General features: G+C 72.5%; 1 protein-coding gene. It reads left to right on the top strand.

Annotated features, from left to right (window positions below):
- On the top strand, positions 1–452 hold a 452-nt coding region (locus tag LI92_RS21475), incomplete at its 5' end, for a nitroreductase family protein (protein ID WP_046322638.1).
- Positions 453–494: the final 42 nt, after the last annotated feature.

The raw sequence follows: 494 nt of genomic DNA, 5'->3' as shown, positions 1-494 counted from the left end.
TGTATAAGAGACAGGTGGCGGGGGTTCCGGCGCGCAGCGTCCCGGTGCCCGACACCCACGCCCCGATCCCCGGCCGGTTCTTCGCCGGTCCGGCACTGGCCCAGCCGCCCGGTGCGGAGGCGGCCGAAGATCGCGCGGTGATGCTGGCGCTGGGCACCGAGGCCGACGATCGGCTGGCGCAGCTGCGCGCCGGTGAGGCCACCAGCGTGGTCCTGCTGACCGCGACGGCGCTGGGGCTGGCCAGCTGCCCGGTCACCGAACCGCTGGAGATCGCCGAAACCCGTGCCGCGGTGCGCCGAGACGTGTTCGGAACCAGTGGCTACCCGCAGATGCTGCTGCGGGTGGGCTGGGCTCCGATCAACGCCGATCCGCTGCCGGCCACCCCGCGGCGGAGTCTGAACGACACCGTGCAATGGCAACCCCCGCCGGGCCCGGGACAGCCGCGCGACTGACTAGATGTACTGACCTGAGAGGTTAGGTACGCGGCTGGCGGG

The organism is Mycobacterium sp. UM_Kg1 (genome assembly GCF_000972925.1).
GTDB classification, from domain to species: Bacteria; Actinomycetota; Actinomycetes; order Mycobacteriales; family Mycobacteriaceae; genus Mycobacterium; species Mycobacterium hiberniae.
This window is presented reverse-complemented; position numbering and strand designations above follow the sequence as displayed.